This window comes from Kitasatospora sp. NPDC056181, from assembly GCF_042266225.1.
In the GTDB taxonomy this organism is placed as follows: domain Bacteria; phylum Actinomycetota; class Actinomycetes; order Streptomycetales; family Streptomycetaceae; genus Kitasatospora.
Map to the genome: position 1 here is coordinate 12,799 of NZ_JBHJUK010000058.1, position 20,930 is coordinate 33,728.

Consider the following 20,930-nt stretch of genomic DNA (forward strand, 5'->3'; position numbering starts at 1 on the left):
AAGGCGTCCGGGTCAGTTGGCGAAGGCGTCCAGGACCTGCTCGTACTCCTGGCACCACCACGCCAACTGGCCCGCCGAGGCGGGGTAGAGCGGGTCGGCCCGGTGGTCCGCCCGCTGGTAGCGCCACTGGAGCATCCAGAAGTCGTTGAGCCGTTCCCACCAGACCCGGTGCACGGCGGCCGCCAGGTGCTCCGCCGTGGCGGCCCCGGTGGCCCGGTAGGCCTGCGAGTAGTGCCGGACCCGGACGAGGTCGAGCGCCCCCGTCGTCCGGTCGTTGAAGACCAGGGTGGCGGCGCGGACGGCCTCCTCGGCGCGCGGCTGCTGCCCCAGCTTGTCCCAGTCCAGGACGGCCGAGACCCGGTCGTCCAGGTGCAGCAGGTTGAGCCCGTGGAAGTCGCCGTGCGTCCAGCCGGTGGGCGGGGCGGCCTGCGGGGCCGGACGACGGTGGGCGTACTCGGCGAGCAGGTCCAGCCGCTCGGTGAGGCGCCGCTCGACCAGCCCGTCCAGTTCGCCGTGCGGGCGGTGCTCGCGGGCGCGCCGCCGGAGGTCGCGGGCGAGTGCGGCGCTGTCCAGCGGGTCGGCGGTGCGGTAGCCGGCGGGTTGTGCGACCGGGGCGCAGACGTCGTCGAGCGCGCCGTGCAGGCGGCCGAGCAGCGCGCCGAGCGCGTCGCACTGCGACAGGGAGAGGTCGGTACCGTGCCGGTGTCGGCCATCCACCCAGGGGAAGAGCGCGAACAGCCGGCCGCCGAACGCGGCCACCGTGCCGGCCCGTTCGGCACAGCCCAGCGGGGGCGCGACCGGCAGTCCGAGGGCGTGCAGCGCGGCCATCGCGCGGTGGTGGTCGGCGATCGAGCGGCGGTCGGCGGTGGCGGCGTCGACGTAGCACTTCAGGAAGTACGCCCCGGCCTCGGTGGTCACGCGGTAGCCCCGGTTCAGCAGGCCCTCGGCGACCGGCTCGGCGGTCAGCAGACGTCCGACCCGGTAACGGCGCAGGACTTCGGCCAGGGCCGCGTGCGGGACGGGCGGGCTGAGGGTCCCTATCGGGGGAGCGGAGAGGTCGGGGCGGGCCGGGGCGCAGGCGAGGGTCTGGCTGAAAGTCACAGCCCGAGGTTAGGGCCCCCTGGCGGGGGTCCTTGACAAACCGTCAGTTGTCTGTATGCGACAGGGGGGACCGGCTGCGGACGGCCGGTCAGTAGTGCTGGTCGGCCTGGTGCCGGGCGACGAACGCGGCGGCCTGGGTGCGCCGCTCCATGCCCATCTTGGCGAGCAGGCTGGAGACGTAGTTCTTCACCGTCTTCTCGGCCAGGTGCAGTTCGTTGCCGATCTGGCGGTTGGTCATCCCCTCGCCGATCAGGTCGAGGATGCGCCGTTCCTGCTTGGTGAGCTGGGCCAGCCGCTCGTCCTCCTTCTCGCCGCCGTTGCGCAGCCGGGCCAGCACCCGGCTGGTGGCGACCGGGTCGAGCAGCGACTTGCCGGCCGCGACGTCCCGGACCGCGGTGATCAGGTCGGTGCCGCGGATCGCCTTCAGGACGTACCCGGAGGCGCCCGCCATGATCGAGTCGAACAGCGCCTCGTCGTCCGAGAACGAGGTCAGCATGAGGCACTTGATCTCCGGCAGCCGGGAGCGGATCTCCCGGCAGACCTCGACGCCGTTGCCGTCCGGGAGCCGGACGTCGAGCACCGCGACGTCGGGGTGGACGGCGGGGATCCTCGTGATCGCCTCGGCGGCGGTGCCGGCCTCGCCGACCACCTCGATGTCGTCCTCGACCGAGAGGAGATCGTGGACGCCCCGCCGGACCACCTCGTGATCGTCGAGCAGGAATACCCTGATTTGTCCGTTATCAGTCACGCACAAAGCCTCCCATATCACCCTATGAAAGACCTATCGCCCGCCCCTCCCCGGGGTCGTTATCCGGCCACTGCGGCGGAAACCGATGCCGGTAACCCCCTTACGTACGGGCCTCCACCCGGATAACGTGCGCAGGTGTCCTGAAGGCGACCGATTTTGAGAGCTGCGCCACACCCGCAGTTGTCAGAGCTCAACAACTAGGACGTCCTAGCGCAAGCGCGATTGAAGCCGCCGCTGGGTAACGTTCTCGTGAGGGACGCCGTCGGAAAAGGATCACCACCTGCCTCGCAGTCGGTGCGCACACCCACGCGCGCCCCGCGAGGCGGTGACCGGACCGGTCACCGGCGACCCCGGGCGGCCGGACAGACCGAGGAGTGAACGTGACCGTCAAAAGCACGGCGAGGGCTCGCAAGAAGGCGGCCCCCGGCGTCCCTGACACCCTCCGCGCCACGGGTACGGACGCCCAGCCGGAGCTCGTACAGCTGCTCACCCCGGAAGGCGAGCGGATCGAGCACCCGGACTACCCGCTCACCACCACTCCGGACGAGCTGCTTGCCCTCTACCGCGACCTGGTGCTGGTGCGCCGGTTCGACGCCGAGGCGACCTCGCTGCAGCGCCAGGGCGAGCTGGGCCTCTGGGCCTCGCTGCTCGGCCAGGAGGCCGCCCAGGTCGGCTCCGGCCGGGCCATGCGCACCGGCGACTACGCCTTCCCCACCTACCGCGAGCACGGCGTGGCCTGGTGCCGCGACGTCGACCCGCTGAACCTGCTCGGCATGTTCCGCGGCGTGAACCACGGCGGCTGGGACCCGAACGAGAAGAACTTCCACCTCTACACCATCGTGATCGGTTCGCAGACGCTGCACGCCACCGGCTACGCGATGGGCATCACCAAGGACGGCGCGGACGACGCGGTGATCGCCTACTTCGGCGACGGCGCCTCCAGCCAGGGCGACGTCAACGAGGCCTTCACCTTCGCCTCGGTCTACAACGCCCCGGTGGTCTTCTTCTGCCAGAACAACCAGTGGGCGATCTCCGAGCCCACCACCAACCAGACCAAGATCCCGCTGTACCGCCGCGCCTCCGGCTTCGGCTTCCCGGGCGTCCGGGTCGACGGCAACGACGTGCTGGCCTGCCTGGCCGTCACCCGCTGGGCCCTCGACCACGCCCGCACCGGCAACGGCCCGGTGCTGATCGAGGCGTTCACCTACCGGATGGGCGCGCACACCACCTCCGACGACCCCACCCGCTACCGGCAGGCGGCGGAGACCGAGGCCTGGAAGGCCAAGGACCCGATCACCCGGCTCAAGGCCCACCTGGAGAAGGAGGGCCTGGCCGACGAGGAGTTCTTCGCCGCGGTCGACGCCGAGAGCGAGCAGCTGGGTCTGCGGGTGCGCGAGGGCGTGCGCAGCATGCCGGACCCGGACCCGACCCTGATCTTCGACCACGTCTACGCGGAGCCGCACGCGCTGGTCGATGAGGAACGGGCCGAGTACGTCGAGTACGCGGCCTCCTTCGAGGCGGGGGAGAACCTCTGATGGCCGGTCAGCTCAGCATCGCCAAGGCGCTCAACGACGCCCTGCGCAAGTCGCTGGAGAACGATCCGAAGACCCTGCTGATGGGTGAGGACATCGGCAAGCTCGGCGGCGTCTTCCGGATCACCGACGGCCTGCAGAAGGACTTCGGGGACAGCCGGGTGATCGACACCCCGCTCGCCGAGTCCGGCATCATGGGCACCGCGATCGGCCTCGCGCTGCGCGGCTACCGCCCGGTGGTCGAGATCCAGTTCGACGGCTTCGTCTACCCGGCCTTCGACCAGATCGTCACCCAGCTGGCCAAGATGCACGCCCGTGCGCTCGGCCACGTGAAGCTGCCGATCACCGTCCGCATCCCGTACGGCGGCGGCATCGGCGCGGTGGAGCACCACAGCGAGTCGCACGAGGCGTACTTCGCGCACACCGCCGGCCTGCGGGTGGTCACCCCCTCCAACGCCCACGACGCGCACTGGATGCTCCGCCAGTCCATCGAGTCGGACGACCCGGTGATCTTCCTGGAGCCCAAGCGCCGTTACTGGGACAAGGGCGAGGTCGGCGCCGCCCCGGACCTGGGCATGCACGACGCCCGGATCGTCCACCCCGGCGCGGACGCCACGCTGATGGCCTACGGGCCGATGGTCAAGGTCTGCCTGGAGGCCGCCAAGGCCGCCGAGGAGGACGGCCGCCGGCTGGAGGTCGTCGACCTGCGTTCGCTCTCCCCGGTGGACTTCGCCACCCTGGAGGAGTCGGTCAAGCGGACCGGCCGCGGCATCGTGGTGCACGAGGCGTCGGTCTTCATGGGCATGGGCGCCGAGCTGGCCGCCCGGCTCACCGAGCGGTGCTTCTACCACCTGGAGGCGCCGGTCCTGCGGGTCGGCGGCTACCACGCGCCGTACCCGCCGTCCCGGGTCGAGGAAGCCTTCCTGCCCGACCTGGACCGCGTGCTCGACGCCGTCGACCGCGCGCTCGCGTACTGAACCGGGGAGCGAAGATGACCACCGAAGTTCGCTCGCTCCGCGAGTTCAAGATGCCCGACGTGGGCGAGGGCCTCACCGAGGCCGAGATCCTCAGCTGGTACGTCAAGCCCGGCGACACCGTGACGGACGGCCAGGTCGTCTGTGAGGTGGAGACCGCCAAGGCCGCCGTGGAGCTGCCGATCCCGTTCAACGGGGTCGTCGAGCAGCTGTTCTTCCCGGAGGGCGCGACGGTCGACGTCGGCACCGTGATCATCTCGGTCGCGGTCGCGGGGGAGGCGCCCGCCGCGGCGGCCGCCCCGGTCGCCGCAGCGCCGGCGTCCGTCCCGGCTCCCGCCCCCGCGAAGGCCGAGCCGGCCGAGCCGGAGCGCCGCGCCGTGCTGGTCGGCTACGGACCGCGGACCGGCGGCACCCAGCGCCGGGCCCGCCGGACGACCACCACCGTGGTCGCCACCGCGCCCGTCGCCCCCGCGGCCCCGGCAGCGCCGGCCCCCGCGCCCGCCCCGGTCGTGCCGGTCGTCCCCGAGCAGCCGTCCGGCGAGCGGCCGCTGGCCAAGCCGCCGGTGCGCAAGCTGGCCAAGGACCTCGGCGTCGACCTGCGCGCCGTCACCCCGACCGGCCCGGACGGCGTGGTCACCCGCGAGGACGTGCACGCGCACGCCGCTGCCGCGGCCGCCGCCGCGGTGGCCCCCGCCGCCCCCGTGGCGGAGCCGGCCGAGGCACCCGTCGCCGTTGCGGCGGCCGTGCCGTCCGTGGTCTCGGGCGACGTCCGGGTGCCGATCAAGGGCGTCCGCAAGGCGACCGCGCAGGCGATGGTGGCCTCGGCCTTCACCGCCCCGCACGTCACCGAGTTCGTCCAGGTCGACGTCACCCGCACGATGAAGTTCGTCCGCCGGCTCAAGGAGACCGGCGAGCTGGGCCGGGACGTCCGGGTCAGCCCGCTGCTGCTGGTCGCCAAGGCGCTGCTCACCGCCATCAAGCGGCACCCCGAGATCAACGCGCAGTGGGACGAGGCGGCCCAGGAGATCGTCATCCGCGGCCAGGTGAACCTCGGCATCGCCGCGGCCACCCCGCGCGGCCTGATCGTCCCGAACATCAAGGACGCGGGCGGCAAGACCCTCTCGGGGCTGGCCTCCGCGCTCGGCGAGCTGATCGACACCGCCCGCCAGGGCAAGACCTCCCCGGGCGACATGCAGGGCGGCACCGTCACCATCACCAACGTCGGCGTCTTCGGCGTCGACACCGGTACCCCGATCCTCAACCCGGGCGAGGCCGCGATCCTCGCCTTCGGCGCGGTCCGGGAGCTGCCGTGGGTGCACAAGGGCAAGGTGGTCCCGCGTCAGGTCACCACGCTGGCGCTCTCCTTCGACCACCGTCTGGTGGACGGGGAGCTGGGCTCCAAGGTGCTGGCCGACGTGGCCGCGCTGCTGGAGCGGCCCAAGCGTCTGATCACCTGGGGCTGACGACCCGGACACGTTGAAGGGGCCCTTCTCCGCACCGCCGTGCGGAGGAGGGCCCCTTCGGGTTTCCGTGCGTTGCGGTCAGCGCTGGGGACGCATCCGGCGCACGGCGATCAGGACGCCGGCGCCGAGGGCGACGAAGGCGGCGGCGGAGGCGGCGAGGAAGCCGTTGGCGGAGCTGGAGCCGGTCTGGGCGAGCTCGGGGGTGCCGGCCGGTGCGGTGGTGGCCGGCGTGGACTTCGTGGCGGTGGGAGTGGCCTTCGGCGCCGGGGCGGCCGGGGTCTCGTCGGCGGCCGGCTTGGCGGTGGGCTTGGCCGTCGCGGACGGCTTCGCGGTGGGCTTGGCCGTCGCGGTCGGCTTCGCGGTGGTGGTGGGCTTCGGGGCGGCGGGGTGGTTGATCTTGACCGTGCGGAGGTCGGTCGCGCCCTGGTGCTCGGAGCCTGCGGACCAGGCGTCGGTCACCAGCTGGATCTCGGTCACGTCGCTCGGGGTGCTGGGGGCCAGGGCGTAGCGGAAGGTGTAGGTCATCGACTGTCCGTCCACGATGCGCTGGCGCTGGGTGCTGTTGATGTCGAAGCCCTGGTAGCAGCCCTTCTGGAGTTCGAGACGCTTCCAGGTGCCGGTGTAGTCCTTCATCTCGACGCGGAGGTCCTGGGCGCGCGGCATCCCGTTGCCGAGGAAGGCGAAGCCGAGCTGCGCCTCCGCGCCGTCGGCCCGCCGGCCGGTCCTGTTGGTGACCTTGACGGTGATCTCGTTCCAGCTGCCGTCCGTGGTGGCGGTGGCCTTGGCGGAGGTGAAGGCGGCGTCCGGTGCGACGTGCTCGCCGACCGAGGCGGGGAGCGGGCCCCCGAGGCGGGTGTCGCCCCCGCAAGCCCAGGAGGAGTCGGCGGTCATCAGCTGGACGCCGCCCGCGAGGACGGCGGTGGCGGCGATGGTGGCGAGGCGGCGTCGGCCGGAGAACGAGCGGATGTTCTTCGCAGATGCGGTGATAACGGACTTGCGCATGACGTGTCTCCCCAGGGTCATGGTGCTGATGGCGTGTTGAAGGTGACCGGCTGCCCGCTTCTGTCGAGCGGTAGCGCCCCCCGGCTCCGCCGGTCTCGCTCTCCGTGCCCTTCATCCGTACAGACGTGCATCCCTACTGGGGGTTGCAGGTGAGTTCAAAGGTTTTTTCGGAATCTTCGAGCGGCCCGTCGTGGGGGTCTCTCCGCGATACTTCCGGGATGGCAGAGGAGCTGATTACCCGTTCGGCCGACAGTCGTACCGACCACCCCGGGGAGCCCCGATCACTGCGCCGGGACGCCTCCGTCCCGGCGTTGCTGGCCGGGCTGGTGTGCATCGTGGTGTCGTTCTCCGGGCCTCTGGTGGTCGTGCTCGCGGCGGCCTCCGCGGGCCGGCTGGACCAGGCGCAGACCGCGTCCTGGATCTGGGCGGTGGCCGTCGGCAGCGGGCTGACCTGCTTGCTGCTCAGCTGGTGGACCAGGACGCCGGTGATCACCGCCTGGTCCACCCCGGGTGCCGCGCTGCTGGTGACCAGCCTCGGCGCGTACCCGTACCGGGAGGCGGTCGGCGCCTTCCTGGTGAGCGGGGCGGTGGTGGCGCTGTTCGGCGTGACCGGGCTGTTCGGGCGGCTGATCGCGGCCGTCCCGGCGGGGATCGTCAACGCGATGCTGGCCGGCATCCTGTTCTCCTTCGGCGCCGGGATCTTCGGCGCGGTGAAGGGCGCACCCGCCCTGGTGCTGGGCAGCTTCGCGGCCTTCCTGCTGGCCAAGCGGCTGGCGCCGCGGTACGCCGTCCCGGCCGCGCTGCTGGCCGGCGGGGTGCTGGCGGCGGTCACCGTCGGGCTGCCGCTGCACCTGGGCGGGGGCGGACCCACCCGGCCGGTGCTGACCGTGCCGGCCTTCTCCTGGCCGGCGATGGTGGGTCTGGCACTGCCGCTCACGATCGTCGTCCTGGCCTCGCAGAACGCCCCCGGCCTCGGGGTGATGCGGGCCTTCGGCTACCGGCCGGACGACCGGCTGCTGATCGGGGCGACCGGCGGGCTCTCCGTCCTGCTGGCGCCGTTCGGCTCGCCGGGCGTCAACCTGGCGGCGATCACCGCCGCCATCTGCGCCGGTCCCGAGAGCCATCCTGACCCGCGCCGTCGTTATGTCGCGGGGATGTCGGCGGGCGTGCTCTACCTGTTGGTGGGGAGCTTCGGCGGGGTGCTGGTGAGCCTGTTCACCGGGCTGCCGAGGGAGCTGATCGCGGTGATCGCCGGGGTCGCGCTGCTGGCCTCGTTGCAGGGCAGCCTGGCCGCGGCGGTCGCCGAGGAGCGCGGCCGGGACGCGGCGGTGGTGACCTTCCTGGCCACCGCCTCAGGGATGAGCCTGTTCGGCATCGGCTCGGCGTTCTGGGGCCTGCTGTTCGGCCTGGCCACCCACCTGGTCCTCGACGTGCGGCGCGGCTGAGTCCGAGCCGGCTGAGTCCGGGGCGGCCCGGCCGCCGGCGGCCGGGGAAGCGAGGGCCGGGGTAAGGAGGCGGGCTGGACCACGGAGCAGGGGCGGGACCACCCGGGCGGGCGGGTGCCGGGCGGGGCCGCCGAGGTCACGGTCGGTAAGGATCATCCACCTGGTCGGACTCATAGGTATGACCGGTGTGATCCGGATCGTTCGGCCAGGTCGGTGACTTTTTCGCCGGACCGGAGGAGGGACACGCCCGGCCGGGTACGTCTTCGCGTCCACCACCCGGGCGACGCCGGGTGACCGGATCCCCGAGGACGCACCCGTATGCCGCCTGGCAACCCTGGCCGTCTCGTCCGGAGTCTGGCCGCGCTCGTGCTGGTGTCCACCGCCGTACTACCGGCCGCCCTTGAGCTGGCCGGCCCCTCACCGTTCGGCGTGATCGGGCCCGGTGCCCCGGCCGACCGGGCGGTGCCGCCGCACGCCGTGCAGCACGCCGACCTGCGCGCGGCCGGCACCGCCCCGACCGTCGACATAAGGCGGACCGGTGACCCGGCCAACCGGATCACCCTGGTGCTGCTCGGCGACGGCTACACCGCCGACGAACAGGACGTGTTCCGCCAGCAGGCCGACCGAGCCTGGCGGGCGCTGATGGAGATCGAGCCGTTCCGCACCTACCAGGGCTTCTTCAACATAAGGAGGGTCGAGGTGGTCTCCCCGGTCTCCGGCATCGCCGAGACCGAGAACCGCGGCCGCAACCCCGGCACCCCGCTGGGCATGCACTTCTGGTGCGAGGGCACCGCCCGGCTGCTCTGCGCGGACGAGAGCGCCACCGCCCGCTACGCCGGGGACGGGGACGGCCCGCAGTACCTGATCGCGCTGGCCAACTCCGGCGAGTACGGCGGCGCCGGCGGCACGGGGGTGACCACCCTGGCCGGCGGCAGCCCGGACGCGGGGCGGATCATCCAGCACGAGATAGGGCACACCGTGGGCGACCTCGGCGACGAGTACGACAGCGCGCCGGACGACACCGACTACCCCAACCTCTCCACCGACAACGCCGACGAGATGCGCCGCAAGCAGACCAAGTGGTGGCGCTGGCTGGGTGCGGAGTCCCCGGACGGCGCCGGGACGGTCGGGGCGTACCGGAGCGCCAACGGGATCTACCGGCCCACCCCGGACTCGGTGATGCGCACCCTCGGCGGCACGTACAACCTGCCCTCGCGGGAGGCCATCATCGAGGAGGTCTACCGCCGGATCAGGCCGACCGACACGCCCGCGCCGGCCCCCGGCGAGGTCACCGGCCGCCCCCGCCTGGAGGTCCGCCCGCTGCCGCTGGCCGGTGCCCGGCAGCTCCAGGTCGACTGGAAGGTGGACGGGGTCCCGGTGGAGCCGCAGGCACCGGACCGCAGCTGGCTCGACACCGCCCGGCTGGACCTCGCCCCCGGGCGGAGCGCCACCGTGACGGCCACCGTCCGGGACACCACCGACTGGGTCCGGGACGAGGCCTTCCGCGACCGGTACATGACCAGGTCGGTCTCCTGGACGGTGACCGGCTGAGGTGGTTCGTGTCCGACCTCGCGGCCCCCCGGTCTGGGCGTCCAATGATGGGATGACTAATCTGGGTGCACTATGCCCGTGGAGCCCGCCAGTTCAGCCCGCCCCCTGTCCGTCCCCGCTCCCCGTTCCACCGCCGAGCCCGCACCCCCGGCCACCACCGTCCCGCCGCCGCCCGGCGGGCGCGCCGCCTGGCTGGCGTGGTCGATCGGCGTCAGCGTCTACGTCCTTGCCGTCATCCACCGCACCAGCCTCGGTGTGGCCGGGCTGGACGCCGCCGACCGCTTCGGCATCGGTGCCTCCGCGCTCTCCACCTTCTCCATCCTCCAGGTGCTGGTCTACGCGGCCATGCAGATACCGGTCGGCCTGCTGGTCGACCGCTTCGGCCCGCGCCGGGTGCTGCTGCTCGGCATCCTGCTGCTCAGCGCCGGCCAGCTGGCCTTCGCCTTCTCCTCGTCCTTCACCCCCGCGCTGGCCTCCCGGGCGGTACTGGGCTGCGGCGACGCGATGACGTTCATCAGCGTGCTGCGGATCGCCGCGCGCTGGTTCCCGGCCGCGAAGAACCCGTTCGTCGCCCAGCTGACCGGCCTCGCCGGGATGGGCGGCAACCTGGTCACCACCGTCGTCCTCGCCCGGGCACTGCACAGCGAGGGGTGGACGCGGACGTTCACCGGGACCGCGCTGCTCGGCACCGCCGTCTTCGCGCTGGTCGCGTTCTTCCTCCGGGAGGCCCCGGCGGGCCCGGCCGTCGCCCCGCTCCCGGCCGCCCCCAGGGTCCCGGTGGGCCGGCAGGTCCGGGAGGTCTGGCGCGAGCCCGGCACCCGGCTCGGGCTCTGGGTGCACTTCACCACCCAGTTCCCCGGCAACGCCTTCGGTCTGCTCTGGGGCCTGCCCTACCTGGTGGAGGCCCAGGGCATGTCACGCGGCGAGGCCGGCGGGCTGCTGACCCTGCTGGTGCTCGCCAACATGACCTTCGGCTTCGTCTTCGGCCGGGTGCTCTCCCGGACCGCCAGGGCCCGGATGCCGATCGTGCTCACCGTCATCGCCACCACGGCGGCCGGCTGGGCGCTCGTCCTGGCCTGGCCGGGCGGGCACCCGCCGCTCTGGCTGCTGGCCGGGATCATCCTGGTGATGGGCAGCAACGGCCCGGCCTCCCTGGTCGGCCTGGACTACGCCCGCGCCCGCAACCCCGTCGAGCGGCTCGGCACCGCCTCCGGCGTCGTCAACATGGGCGGCTTCATCGGCACGATGATCACGCTCTTCGGCATCGGCGTCCTCCTCGACGCCCTGAGCCGCGGCAACGGCGGCGGCTACTCGGCGGAGGCGTACCGCTGGGCGTTCTGCTGGCAGTACGTGCCGCTGGCGGTGGGGACGGCGATGATCCTGCGGTTGCGGAAGAAGGTCGCGGCGACGGAGGCGTAGGCACGGGCGTGGGCCAGTTGTCGGGCCTCCGGCCTGCGGGAACGCCGTAGGCCTCGCTCCAGGCGAGGCGTACGGCGCTCTGCGGTCGGATCAGCGCCCGTACTCGCGCATCAGCTCGGCGATCTGCGGGGGAGTCCCGTAGATCCGGGCGCCGTGCAGCTCCACGTACACGGGGCTGCGGTCGGGCTCGGGGTCGGGTTCGGGTTCAGGCCCGGGTCCGGGGTGTGCCGCCTGCCGCAGCCGGACCAGGTCGACCAGCTTGAGCTTCGGACAGCCCGGGAGCACCCGGCTGCCGCGGATCCCGACCCGTTCCACGGCCGGGCAGGAGAAGTACGCGCCGAACGGCGGCCCGCTGTCCTCCTCGCGGGTCGGCACGTGGAAGAGCATCTCCCCGTGCCGGCAGTGCACCGTCCCGTCGGAGTGGACGGACACCCCGGGCCGATCCTCGTGGCCGATCTCCGCCACGACCTCGACCCGCTGCCCGACCGCCTCGGCCAGGGTCTGCGCCATCCGCCGCTGCTGGGTGGGGACGTCGGTGTCCCCGCGGCGGACGGAGGGGAGGAGCTCGCGGGTGACCCACTCCTGGAAGGGGCCGGCGTTGGGCTTGGTCGACCGCATGACCAGGGTGTAGAAGCCGGCCTCGCTGATCACCCCGAGCATCGGATTTCCACGTGCGTAGGGTTTCTCACCTGCGGAAATGCTGTAACCCTCAGAATTTCTGAGGGTTACCCGGCGAAGGTCGACCGTGCGGGAGTCGACCTGCTTGACGATCTTGACCGCCTCGCTCGGATTGCTGCGGCCCAGCACCCGGCACACGTCCGCCGTGACGAACCACGGCACCCCGTGGATCATCACGACGCGGACCGGCTGTCCCGTGACCGGGAAGCTCGACCGCACCAGCACCATCTCTGCGTGCCGTTCCTGTTCGTCGTCCATCCGGACGCCCCTCCTTCTTCCGGGTGATGGCTCAACTGCCCGGAACAACGAGGTCGAACGGGTGAGGTGCTGGTGCCAAGCTGACGTACGGGAGCGCGAAGCGGGCCACCCGGCGCGCAGTGGTGTGTGTACGCCGGGTGGGTGAATCCGCGGGGCTACAGCGTGACGGCGAAGTTGGCCAGGAGGCGGGAGGCCAGCTCCTCGTCGCCCTCGACGGTGACCGGGCCGGGGCGGCCGCGGCCGCAGGCGAGCCGGACGTACGTCTCCCAGTCCATGGTGAGCTGGACGTCGGGCGCCAGGCTGATCGACTCGTCGACCGTGCCGCGGCCGCCGGCGTCGACCCGGACGGTGCGCAGGAACTCCACCGGGCCGGTGACGTCGAGCACCAGCGCCGTCCCGGCCGGGGCACCGGCCTGGTGGGCGACGGCCTTGGGCAGCAGCTCCAGCAGGACGTCCCGGGAGACGAGGGCGGCGGCGGAGTCCAGGTTGCCGGGCGCGTCGAGGGCCCGCCGGAGGTCCTGCTCGTGCACCCAGACGTCGAACACCCGGCGGCGCAGCACCTCGTGGTACGGCAGGTCGCGGCTGTGCGGTCCGGCCGGCCAGCGGACCGGCTCGGTCGGGGTCTGCTTGGCGTTCCGCAGCGCGCGCGAGCGGCGGATGATCGTGTACTCCAGCTCGCTGGTCATCTCCAGCGCGGTGTGGCAGCGGCGCTTGTCGACCGGCAGCTCGATGTAGCGGGCGAACTCGCTCGTGACGTGCCGCAGGTCGCGGGGGAGCGAGTGGATCGGGCGCGGGTCGCCGAGCAGCTCGGACTCGATGGCGATGACGTGCGAGACGAGGTCCCGTACCGACCAGCCGGGGCACTCGGTGGCCCGGTTCCAGGAGCCCTCCGGGAGGGGGGTCACCAGCTCCGATATCGATTCGATGGACTGCGTCCACGCCTCGGTGTAAGCCTGCACGGTCTGGTTGTCCGTCACGGGAATCTCCGGCCCTCCGTCAGCTGCCTTGCCGCGCGCGCCCTGGTCTGGGGTCCGCCGGGTTCGTCCGGCTTCCGGGCGCACACACTAACCGCACGTTACGCTGCCGGGTGAGAGCAGGGCAGTGCTTTCGGGTGACGATCGTAGGACTCTTGCCGTGGACGGTGGTACTGTGCGCGCTTCATTGATCCAACTCGCGGTCTCCGACTCGGAGCCGCCCGCCGAGCGGCGGGCCCGGGCGGCCGCCCTGGTCCGGGCCCAGCAGGGCGCCGACCTGGTCGTCCTGCCGGAGCTCTGGCCGCTGGGCGGCTTCGCGTACGACCTCTGGTCGGACGGCGCCGAGGCCCTGGACGGGCCCACCTCCGACGCGATGGCCGCCGCCGCCGAGGCCGCCGGGGTCTGGCTGCACGCCGGGTCGATCGTCGAGCGCGACCCGGACGGGCCGATCTACAACACCTCGCTGCTCTTCGCCCCCGACGGCGAACTGGTGCACACGTACCGCAAGGTGCACCGCTTCGGCTTCGACAGCGGTGAGGCGGTGGTGATGGGCGCCGGGCAGGAGATCGTCACCGCCCCCACCGACTTCGGCACGCTGGGCCTGGCCACCTGCTACGACCTGCGGTTCCCGGAGCTCTTCCGGGCGCTGCTGGACGCGGGCGCGCAGCTGCTGGTGATCCCGGCGGCCTGGCCGGAGCGGCGGCGCGAGCACTGGACGCTGCTCAGCCGGGCCCGCGCGGTCGAGGAGCAGGCCTTCGTCCTGGCCTGCAACACGGCCGGGACGCACGGCGGGGTCGAGCAGGCCGGGCACAGCATCGTGGTGGACCCGTGGGGCCGGGTGCTGGCCGAGGCGGGCCACGGCGAGGAGGTGCTGACGGTGGAGTTCGACCCGGCCGAGGTGGCCAAGGCCCGCGCCGACTTCCCGGTGCACCGGGACCGGCTGCTGGGCATTCCGGCTCCCGTCCAGCGCTGAGCCCGGGAGACCCCGCCCGGGGGTCCGCGGGGGTCCGGAGGGTCAGTGGGGGTCGCCCGGGACGCCCGCCGGGACGCCCGCCGGGGGTCCGCGCCGGGGCCGGCGGCACCGCAGTGGGGCGCCCGGCCGCACGGCGGCGGCATCTTTGAGAAGATGAGCCTTCGTCGTGTTCCAGTCGTTCGTCTACAGGCCTGTCCCGGGGCAGGCCTTCCAGCCCGCCCGAGGAGGTCGCGCGCATGTTCGGCACCGGCTCGGGCGACACCCGCCCGGTGATCCAGCGCAACAGCCTCCGCGAGCAGATCGCCGGTGCGCTGCGCGAGGAGATGATGGCCGGCCGGCTCGCGGCGGGGCGCAACTTCACCGTCAAGGAGATCGCCGACCTGTACGGGGTCTCGGCGACCCCGGCCCGCGAGGCGCTGGTCGACCTCGGCGCGCAGGGACTGCTCCGGGCCGAGCACCATCGCGGCTTCACGGTGCCCGAATTCGGCTGGGACGACTTCCTGGAGATCTTCGAGTCCCGGGTGCTGCTCACCGACAGTTACTTCCGTCGGCTCGGCGCCCTCCCCGGAGTGCCGGACACCGGCGGCCGGCTGCCCTCGCTGCGCCGCCGGGCGGACGCGGCGGTCCGGGCGGCCCGGGCCGGGAACCTGGACGTGATGGTGGGCTGCGACCGCCGGTTCTGGCAGGAGGCGGCCGGGCTGTTCGGCAACCGGCGGATCGGCGACTACCTGGACTGGCTGAGGGTGCAGTCCTGGATGTTCGCCGCGCCCTACCTGCGGGCGATGCCGAAGCTGGCCGGGGTCTGCTGGGACCGGCACGTCGAACTGGTCGACGCGGTCGAGGCCGGGGACCGGGCGGGTGCGCACCGGATCGTCTGCGAGTACAACCTGTTCACCGTGCGGCTGCTGGCCGGGCTGGTCGGGCAGCCGGTGGAGTCGGTGGGCGTCCTGCCCCTGCTGACGGACGCGCTCGGCCCGGCGGAGGAGGCGGGGCCCGCGGCGGGGGCGTGGACCGAACCGGCGGGTCCTGGGGCGGGTTCCGGGGCGGGCCAGGAGGAGGGCCCCGGGGAGCACCCCGGGAGCGGCGCCGGAAGCGGCCCCGGGGAGGCGTCCCAGGCGGCTACGGCCCAGGCGGGAGCGGCCGGCCGCGGCCACGGCCGGGAACGCGAGCTGGGCCGGGAGCTCGGCCGTGAGCTGGGGCTGGGCCTGGGACTGGTGCCGCAGCCGCGCTCGGTGCCGTACGGGCGCTTCGGCCGCCGGCTGCCCGACCCGTCGTCCGGCCAACTGCCCGAGGGCCGCCCCGGCCCGCACCGCGCGCCGGGCCGGTAGGGTGGGCGGTCGTCGTCCCGGGCGCGGTACCTGTACCGACGGTCCGGGAGCCGACCCGTCCGCCCGTCGTTCGCCCAGCGAACGGCCTCCGCCGCCCCGAGAGGAAGAGCCGGCCCATGGCCTGCGACCTCTGGCTCGTCCCGCTCGTGGACGTCCTGAGCCACAGCCCCGACAACCCGTTCCGGGACGATCTGGCGCTCTACAACGCCGTGTTGACCACGCACGGGCTGCCCGAGGTGCCGGTCTACCAGTACGTGCCGGGCATCAGCGGGGCGGTGGAGCCGATAGCCGCCTTCGACTACGACTCGCTGCACTTCCTGCGCCGCGCCTACCTGCTGGGGCTGACCGGCCTGGACATCACGCCGGTGGACGCCCTCGGCGGCGACTACGAGCAGCTGCTGGAGATGTTCGAGAGCAGCGCGGAACAGTCGCACCTGGTCTGGCACTTCGACCACGCCGGGGCGTACGTGCCGATCGAGTTCGCGGTGCCGCTGGTGGACGACGCGCTGCTCGCCGCGGGCGGCCCACTGGGCTCCAGCCACGGGCTGCTGCGCGAACTGCAGGCCGTCGCACCGGCGCTGGGCATCGACCCGCTCAACCCGCCGGACCCGACCCGGCCGCTCGGCCCCACCGGCCTGGAGCAGCCCTTCGGCCCCCCGCTGGACGACCTGCACCCCTTCGCCCGCGAGCGGCACGCCTGGGCGGGCCTGTACGCGGCGGCCACCCGGAGCCTCACCCAGGGCTCGATGATCGTCTTCGCCTGAGAGCGGCCGCTGCGCGGGCCCGTCCGGCTCAGCGCAGCGGGCCCTCCGGCGGCCGCTGGCGCGGCATGGTGGGCCGGGTGCCCGGCGGCGGCAGGACCCGCACCTGGGCGCCCCCGCCGGTCTCGCTCCGGCCGCCCCAGCTGCCGGCGACCTGGGTGGGCAGCTGGGTCATGCCCGCACGGAACTCCAGCATCCACTCCGAGGTCTCGGTGCGGACCATGTCCGAGACGTCCTCGCAGAACCGCCGCAGCACCCCGAGACAGCGCTCGGCCGCCTCGCCGGCGGTGCCCTCGGTGGGGCCGAGCACCTCGCGCACGCACTCCGACGCCCAGTCGAACTGGAAGGCCTCCAGGCGGCGCTGGAGCGCCTGCGCGGTGGAGACGTCGCGCATCCAGCCGGAGGTCAGGCCGAACACCCGGTCCGCGCCGTAGCAGGCGGCGGAGAGCGCCAGGCCGACGTAGCCCCAGCTGGTGGCGTTCGCGACGGTGCCGGTCAGGTCCACCAGCGGGGCGGTCACGCCGCCGACCGCGAAGCCAGCCGAGCCGAACCGCAGCAGGCGGGCCCAGCGGCGCTTCCAGATCCGGTCCCGGCGGTACCAGTCGATCGCCTCCACGGCCCGCTCCTCGGACCAGCGGTAGAGCTCCTCCAGCCGCTCGGCGGGCTCACCCCAGTCCCCCAGGGGGAACTGGCGGGTGCTCAGATCGGCCCGGCGGCGGGTGGAAGCCGGGCGCGCGACCGCGGCGACGGGCTGGTCCTCCTCGCCGATCTCCTTGCCCCAGGCACTCTCCTCGGGCTGCATTTCCGGCTGGCTCACCTGTGGGGCTCCCTGTGGCGGGCGGACTGCTGGGTCTGACGGCGCGACTCCCTGACGTGCCGTCGGCCTGGCTGGCCGCGGAACGCCGGGTGACGCGTCGGACGCGCGTCGCCCCCGGATGCGTGTGGTCGCCGGGGACGGCGCACCGGCCGGCGGCCGGTGGTGGTCCAACAGCACTTCTTACCGCCAAATGGCTGACCGTGGGGGCGCTTCGCCAATGATCGTTACCGGAATCGGGCACCGGAACCCGAGGTGAGCGGGTTGCGGCGGGCGGCGAGATTTCACCCGTCCGAGCGAGGCCCCGGTGACCCGCTGTCCTGACCCGGCCACCCGGGGCGTACGAGCAGGCCCCGGCCTTGGAGGTTCCTCCTGGGCGGGCAGCGTACGGACGGCTTCCGTTGGAGGTTCCGACGGGACCGGGGGACAGCCGGAACCGGCCACCGACTACCCTTGCCAACCGTGAAGGTCCTCGTCATCGGCGGCGGCGCCCGCGAACACGCCCTGTGCCGCTCTCTGTCCCAAGATCCCGCCGTCACCGAGCTGCACTGCGCCCCGGGCAACGCCGGGATCGCGCAGGTGGCGACGGTCCACCCGGTCGACCAGCTGGACGGCGCGCAGGTCACGGCGCTCGCCCGGCGGCTCGACGCCGACCTGGTCGTGGTCGGCCCGGAGGCCCCGCTGGTCGCGGGCGTCTCCGACGCCGTGCGCGCGGCCGGCATCCCGGTCTTCGGCCCGTCCGGCCCGGCCGCCCAGCTGGAGGGCTCGAAGGCCTTCGCCAAGGACGTGATGGCCGGGGCCGGCGTGCCCACCGCCCGCTCCTACGTCTGCACCACCCCCGCCGAGGCCGCCGAGGCGCTGGACGCCTTCGGCGCCCCCTACGTGGTCAAGGACGACGGCCTGGCCGCCGGCAAGGGCGTCGTGGTCACCTCCGACCGCGAGGCCGCGCTGGCCCACGCCGCCTCCTGCGAGCGCGTCGTCATCGAGGAGTACCTCGACGGCCCCGAGGTCTCGCTCTTCGCCGTCACCGACGGCACCACCGTCCTCCCGCTCCAGCCCGCGCAGGACTTCAAGCGCGCGCTGGACGGCGACGAGGGCCCGAACACCGGCGGCATGGGCGCCTACTCGCCGCTGCCGTGGGCGCCCGAGGGCCTGGTCGAGGAGGTCCTGGAGACCGTCCTGCAGCCGACCGTGGACGAGCTGCGCCGCCGGGGCACCGAGTTCTCCGGTCTGCTCTACGCGGGCCTGGCTCTGACCTCGCGCGGCACCCGGGTGATCGAGTTCAACGCCCGTTTCGGCGACCCGGAGACCCAGGTCGTGCTGGCCCGGCTGCGCACCCCGCTGGCCGGCGTCCTGCACGCCTGCGCCACCGGCACGCTCGACCAGCTGGAGCCGCTGCGCTGGGACGACGGCGCCGCCGTCACCGTGGTGATCGCCTCCGAGGGCTACCCGGCCGCGCCGCGCACCGGCGACCCGATCGAGGGCCTGGCCGAGGCCGAGGCCGCCGACGGCACCGCCTACGTGCTGCACGCGGGCACCCGGGCCGACGAGGACGGCCGGGTGCTCAGCGCCGGCGGCCGCGTCCTCTCGGTCACCGCCACCGGCGCCGACCTGGCCGAGGCGCGGGGCCGCGCGTACGACGCGGTGGGCCGGATCAGCCTCAAGGGCGGCCAGCACCGCACCGACATCGCGCTCAAGGCCGCGCAGTAGCAGGCGGTTTCGGCGTGCCGCAGGGCGCTGTGTTCGAGGGGAAACAACCCCCATGGACGCAGCGCCCTGCGGCGTTTGCGGGTCGGGGGGGATCGGAGCGCTTTCGGTGGCCGCCGCACCGTTCGGCGGCCGGAATCCAGCCCATCGAGTGACAGCAACCGCATCCGGCTGACGTAACCGGCTGCCCGGCCTTATGGTGCGCTGGTCCGCAGCGCCCCGGGCCGTGCCGCTCGCGGCCGCCGCCGGGTAGCGGCGGTCGCGCGGGGGGATGCTGGACGGCGTCCGGCCGGGCGGGCACGCCCGGGCCGCTTCGCACGACGCCCCGGCACGGTCGTCCGGAATCCGGGCACCGTCACCGGGACGAGTGGAAACCGGGGAGATCCGGAACACCCACCCGGGCACGGGCGTCAAAAATGTCAGAAGCGCCACGCAGCATGTACTACCGGGGACCGGAGCCGCCGCCTCCCCGGTCGGAACCGATCGTTTCGAGTCGGCTCAGGGCCCGTCGCCGGGCGCCCGAGGGCTCCGAAGGGGGTGCCGCACCGTATGGCCGCTTTCGACACCGCGCGCGCTCACGCCCACGCGGTCCTGCGGGTCCGTGGCCTCGCCCTGGCCGCCGCCGCGCTGCCCGCCGCCGTCGCGGTGGTGCTGCTCGCGGGCCGGTTCACCGGCCGGCTCGGCGCGCCCGGCTCCTCCGACGCCGCCGCCTGGGACGCCGTGCGCTGGGTGGTCTGCGCGGTGGCCGCCGCCACCCTGCTGGTGGCCGGACTGGCCGCCCGGGCCTACCGCAGGGCCGTCCCGCCGCGGACCCCGGCCGTCCCGCTGGAGCGGGCCCAGGCCCCCGAGCTGTACCGGCTGATCGACGAGCTGGCCGACCGGCTGGAGGTCCCCGCGCCCTCCGCGATCGCGCTCACCCCGGACTGCGACTCCTGGCTGGAGGACGTCCCCGCGGACGGCCGGGCCGGCCTCCGGGCGACGCGCCGCACCGACGAGCCGCCCGCGCCGGTGCTGGTGATCGGCTCGCCGTTCCTCTGGTGGATGCGGGCCGGCGAGCTGCGCGCCCTGCTCGCCCCCGTGGTGGCCGGCACCGCGGCCTCCGCCGACCCGGACATCGCCGCCGCCCGCCGCTTCCTGCGCAGCCTGGACGCCAGCCTGGACGAGGCCGCCCCCGGGCCGGCCGGAGCCGCCGCCCCCGCAGCCCCGACCACGGGCCGCCGCGGCCCGGCCGCACTGACCGACCGGATCACCCGCCGGCTGCTCGGCGCCTGCCGCGCGCACTCCGCCGAGCTGGAGCGGGCCGTCGCCGGCTGGGCCTCCGAGCAGGCCCGGGCGGTCGACTACGGCCTGCGGATCGCCGCGCAGGAGCAGGTCGGCCTGGCGTACGCGGGCTGGGACCGGCTGCTCACCCGGGTCGCGCTGCCCGCCTGGCGGCTCGGCCGTCACCCCGCGCACCTCAACGCCGGCGTGGTCGCCGCGCTCACCGAGCTGTCCCGGCGCGACCGCCTGGCCGACGGCTACGGCAGCCGCCTCGGCGACCGGCCCGCCTGCGACCTGCTGGAGGAGCCCGGCACGGTGGACGAGGCCGTCTCGCTGCTCGCCGCGGAGCTGTTCTTCGGCCGGCCCGCCTCCGGCGGCTGGCGGGAGCTGGACTGGGCCGACTACCCGGCCGAGGTGGTGGACGCCGGCTGGCGGGCCCGCGCCGCGGCCCTGCAGTCCGCCCTGGACCGCCCGGCCCCGCAGGCCCGCCCCGGCTCCCCGACCCTCACCCGGCTGCTGGTCCGGCTCGCCGAGGGCGACGGCGAGCAGCTGGCCGCCGCGCTCACCGCCCAGCTGGCCCGCACCACGGCCCCCGCGCCGCTGCTGGAGCCCGTCCGCACCGGGCGGGACCTCCTGGTCGAGCACGTCACCGCGATGGTCTGCTGCGCCGCGGTCGACACCGCCGGGGCCACCCCCGGCCTGGACTGGCTGGACGGCCCGGTGCTGCTGATCGGCGGGGTCCGCCGTACCGACCTGGCCGCCCCGGTGGCACAGGCCGTCGAGCAGGGCCAGGACGGCCCGCTGCGCGCCTGGCTGGACGCCGCCGACGTCCGGCTGGAGAAGCCGGTGCGGCTCTGAGCCCGTCCGGGTCCGTCCGGGTCCGTCCGGCCCCGGGCGGGGGGAGGGCGCTCGGGCCCAGCGCTCGCGCCCCCGGGGCGGCCG

The 20,930-nt window shown here is 74.0% G+C and carries 17 protein-coding genes; 11 read left to right on the top strand and 6 right to left on the bottom strand.

Annotated elements, in window-relative coordinates:
* Positions 1-12: 12 nt before the first annotated feature.
* On the bottom strand, positions 13-1,101 hold the full coding sequence (locus ACFC1F_RS22120; RefSeq protein WP_376160555.1) for a phosphotransferase: 1,089 nt from the start codon (positions 1,099-1,101) through the stop codon (positions 13-15).
* 88 nt (positions 1,102-1,189) lie between these two features.
* Positions 1,190-1,849 (bottom strand): response regulator, encoded by a 660-nt coding sequence (locus ACFC1F_RS22125; protein WP_376160557.1) that lies wholly within the window; start codon positions 1,847-1,849, stop codon positions 1,190-1,192.
* A gap of 380 nt (positions 1,850-2,229) precedes the next feature.
* Between ACFC1F_RS22125 and pdhA the strand changes: the two genes are divergently transcribed.
* Genes pdhA through ACFC1F_RS22140 form a run of 3 tightly spaced genes read left to right on the top strand, consistent with a single transcriptional unit; the run spans position 2,230 to position 5,818 of the window.
* Entirely contained in the window at positions 2,230-3,384 is a 1,155-nt protein-coding gene (gene pdhA, locus ACFC1F_RS22130; protein ID WP_376160559.1) for a pyruvate dehydrogenase (acetyl-transferring) E1 component subunit alpha, read from the top strand.
* Positions 3,384-4,358 (top strand): alpha-ketoacid dehydrogenase subunit beta, encoded by a 975-nt coding sequence (locus ACFC1F_RS22135; protein WP_374106145.1) that lies wholly within the window; start codon positions 3,384-3,386, stop codon positions 4,356-4,358. The genes pdhA and ACFC1F_RS22135 overlap by 1 nt, the downstream gene beginning before the upstream one ends.
* Before the next feature lie 14 nt (positions 4,359-4,372).
* Positions 4,373-5,818, top strand: coding sequence for a dihydrolipoamide acetyltransferase family protein (locus tag ACFC1F_RS22140; RefSeq protein ID WP_376160561.1), 1,446 nt, complete (start codon positions 4,373-4,375; stop codon positions 5,816-5,818).
* A 78-nt stretch (positions 5,819-5,896) separates the two neighbouring features.
* On the opposite strand, the gene ACFC1F_RS22145 is transcribed toward ACFC1F_RS22140, so the two are convergent.
* Positions 5,897-6,820, bottom strand: a complete 924-nt coding sequence (locus tag ACFC1F_RS22145; protein ID WP_376160563.1) for an LAETG motif-containing sortase-dependent surface protein — start codon at positions 6,818-6,820, stop codon at positions 5,897-5,899.
* 218 nt (positions 6,821-7,038) lie between these two features.
* Here ACFC1F_RS22145 and ACFC1F_RS22150 point away from each other — a divergent pair, with 218 nt between their 5' ends.
* The 3 genes from ACFC1F_RS22150 (at position 7,039) to ACFC1F_RS22160 (ending at position 11,235) form a co-directional block, all read left to right on the top strand.
* Positions 7,039-8,265, top strand: coding sequence for a benzoate/H(+) symporter BenE family transporter (locus ACFC1F_RS22150; RefSeq protein WP_376160565.1), 1,227 nt, complete (start codon positions 7,039-7,041; stop codon positions 8,263-8,265).
* 318 nt (positions 8,266-8,583) lie between these two features.
* A complete protein-coding gene (locus tag ACFC1F_RS22155; protein WP_376160567.1) occupies positions 8,584-9,816 on the top strand; it encodes a M64 family metallopeptidase in 1,233 nt (410 codons plus the stop codon).
* Positions 9,817-9,888: 72 nt separating this feature from the next.
* Positions 9,889-11,235 carry a nitrate/nitrite transporter gene (locus ACFC1F_RS22160; RefSeq protein ID WP_376160569.1) on the top strand — a complete coding sequence of 449 codons (1,347 nt, stop codon included), beginning with the start codon at positions 9,889-9,891 and terminating at the stop codon, positions 11,233-11,235.
* Between the two features lie 90 nt (positions 11,236-11,325).
* Here ACFC1F_RS22160 and ACFC1F_RS22165 read toward each other — a convergent pair whose 3' ends face one another.
* Together ACFC1F_RS22165 and ACFC1F_RS22170 are read right to left on the bottom strand one after the other, a co-directional pair.
* Positions 11,326-12,171 (bottom strand): Bro-N domain-containing protein, encoded by an 846-nt coding sequence (locus ACFC1F_RS22165; RefSeq protein ID WP_376160570.1) that lies wholly within the window; start codon positions 12,169-12,171, stop codon positions 11,326-11,328.
* A 155-nt stretch (positions 12,172-12,326) separates the two neighbouring features.
* Positions 12,327-13,148 (bottom strand): maleylpyruvate isomerase family mycothiol-dependent enzyme, encoded by an 822-nt coding sequence (locus ACFC1F_RS22170; RefSeq protein WP_376160572.1) that lies wholly within the window; start codon positions 13,146-13,148, stop codon positions 12,327-12,329.
* Positions 13,149-13,320: 172 nt separating this feature from the next.
* Between ACFC1F_RS22170 and ACFC1F_RS22175 the strand changes: the two genes are divergently transcribed.
* From ACFC1F_RS22175 to ACFC1F_RS22185, 3 genes are all read left to right on the top strand, one after another.
* Positions 13,321-14,118, top strand: a complete 798-nt coding sequence (locus ACFC1F_RS22175; RefSeq protein ID WP_209415650.1) for a carbon-nitrogen family hydrolase — start codon at positions 13,321-13,323, stop codon at positions 14,116-14,118.
* A 236-nt stretch (positions 14,119-14,354) separates the two neighbouring features.
* Positions 14,355-15,446, top strand: coding sequence for a GntR family transcriptional regulator (locus ACFC1F_RS22180; protein ID WP_376160574.1), 1,092 nt, complete (start codon positions 14,355-14,357; stop codon positions 15,444-15,446).
* Positions 15,447-15,562: 116 nt separating this feature from the next.
* Positions 15,563-16,210, top strand: coding sequence for a hypothetical protein (locus ACFC1F_RS22185; RefSeq protein WP_209415648.1), 648 nt, complete (start codon positions 15,563-15,565; stop codon positions 16,208-16,210).
* 28 nt (positions 16,211-16,238) lie between these two features.
* Here ACFC1F_RS22185 and ACFC1F_RS22190 read toward each other — a convergent pair whose 3' ends face one another.
* Positions 16,239-17,024 (bottom strand): SLATT domain-containing protein, encoded by a 786-nt coding sequence (locus ACFC1F_RS22190; protein WP_376160576.1) that lies wholly within the window; start codon positions 17,022-17,024, stop codon positions 16,239-16,241.
* A 459-nt stretch (positions 17,025-17,483) separates the two neighbouring features.
* On the opposite strand from ACFC1F_RS22190, the gene purD reads away from it, so the two are divergent.
* Both purD and ACFC1F_RS22200 read left to right on the top strand, forming a co-directional pair.
* Positions 17,484-18,731 (top strand): phosphoribosylamine--glycine ligase, encoded by a 1,248-nt coding sequence (purD, locus tag ACFC1F_RS22195; RefSeq protein ID WP_376160578.1) that lies wholly within the window; start codon positions 17,484-17,486, stop codon positions 18,729-18,731.
* Positions 18,732-19,277: 546 nt separating this feature from the next.
* The gene (locus ACFC1F_RS22200) at positions 19,278-20,846 is read left to right on the top strand and encodes a hypothetical protein (RefSeq protein ID WP_376160580.1); all 1,569 of its coding nucleotides are present in this window, start codon (positions 19,278-19,280) and stop codon (positions 20,844-20,846) included.
* Positions 20,847-20,930: the final 84 nt, after the last annotated feature.

What these genes read in the sequence shown, in the direction of transcription:
- ACFC1F_RS22135 (WP_374106145.1), top strand. Translation starts at nt 3,384, where the DNA reads ATGGCCGGTCAGCTCAGCATCGCCAAGGCGCTCAACGACGCCCTGCGC.
- ACFC1F_RS22140 (WP_376160561.1), top strand. Translation starts at nt 4,373, where the DNA reads ATGACCACCGAAGTTCGCTCGCTCCGCGAGTTCAAGATGCCCGACGTG.
- ACFC1F_RS22145 (WP_376160563.1), bottom strand. Translation starts at nt 6,820, where the DNA reads ATGCGCAAGTCCGTTATCACCGCATCTGCGAAGAACATCCGCTCGTTC.
- ACFC1F_RS22150 (WP_376160565.1), top strand. Translation starts at nt 7,039, where the DNA reads ATGGCAGAGGAGCTGATTACCCGTTCGGCCGACAGTCGTACCGACCAC.
- ACFC1F_RS22155 (WP_376160567.1), top strand. Translation starts at nt 8,584, where the DNA reads ATGCCGCCTGGCAACCCTGGCCGTCTCGTCCGGAGTCTGGCCGCGCTC.
- ACFC1F_RS22160 (WP_376160569.1), top strand. Translation starts at nt 9,889, where the DNA reads ATGCCCGTGGAGCCCGCCAGTTCAGCCCGCCCCCTGTCCGTCCCCGCT.
- ACFC1F_RS22165 (WP_376160570.1), bottom strand. Translation starts at nt 12,171, where the DNA reads ATGGACGACGAACAGGAACGGCACGCAGAGATGGTGCTGGTGCGGTCG.
- ACFC1F_RS22180 (WP_376160574.1), top strand. Translation starts at nt 14,355, where the DNA reads ATGTTCGGCACCGGCTCGGGCGACACCCGCCCGGTGATCCAGCGCAAC.
- ACFC1F_RS22185 (WP_209415648.1), top strand. Translation starts at nt 15,563, where the DNA reads ATGGCCTGCGACCTCTGGCTCGTCCCGCTCGTGGACGTCCTGAGCCAC.
- ACFC1F_RS22200 (WP_376160580.1), top strand. Translation starts at nt 19,278, where the DNA reads ATGGCCGCTTTCGACACCGCGCGCGCTCACGCCCACGCGGTCCTGCGG.